1 protein-coding gene is annotated in these 434 nt (G+C 59.7%); it reads left to right on the forward strand.

Features of this window, described 5'->3' with window-relative positions; translation table 11 throughout:
• Window positions 1-20: 20 nt before the first annotated feature.
• A partial coding sequence (locus D7Y13_RS43245) for an ATP-dependent metallopeptidase FtsH/Yme1/Tma family protein (RefSeq protein WP_208734660.1) occupies window positions 21-434 on the forward strand: 414 nt, incomplete at its 3' end.

The raw sequence follows: 434 nt of genomic DNA on the forward strand, positions 1-434 counted from the left end.
TTCTGCTTCTGGAGCCCCGCTTGAACAATCAGTGGTTTTCAAAAATCGCCGTGTGGCTGGTCATCGCCATGGTGCTCTTTACGGTGTTCAAACAGTTTGACACCCGTGCGGGCGCCAGCGCTGGTGCTGTCGGCTATTCCGAATTTCTGGAAGAAGTGCGCAGCAATCGCATCAAGAGCGCGACCATCCAGGAAGGGCAGGGCGGCACGGAGATCGTGGCCGTCACCAACGATGATCGCAAGATCCGCACGACGGCGACGTATCTGGATCGCGGCCTGGTGGGCGACCTGATCGCCAACAACGTCAAGTTCGATGTGAAGCCGCGTGAAGAGGGCTCCCTGCTCATGACCTTGCTGGTCAGCTGGGGTCCCATGCTGCTGCTGATCGGCGTCTGGGTGTACTTCATGCGCCAGATGCAAGGCGGCGGCAAGGGC

The sequence above is a fragment of the Corallococcus praedator genome (assembly GCF_003612125.1).
Taxonomy (GTDB): domain Bacteria; phylum Myxococcota; class Myxococcia; order Myxococcales; family Myxococcaceae; genus Corallococcus; species Corallococcus praedator.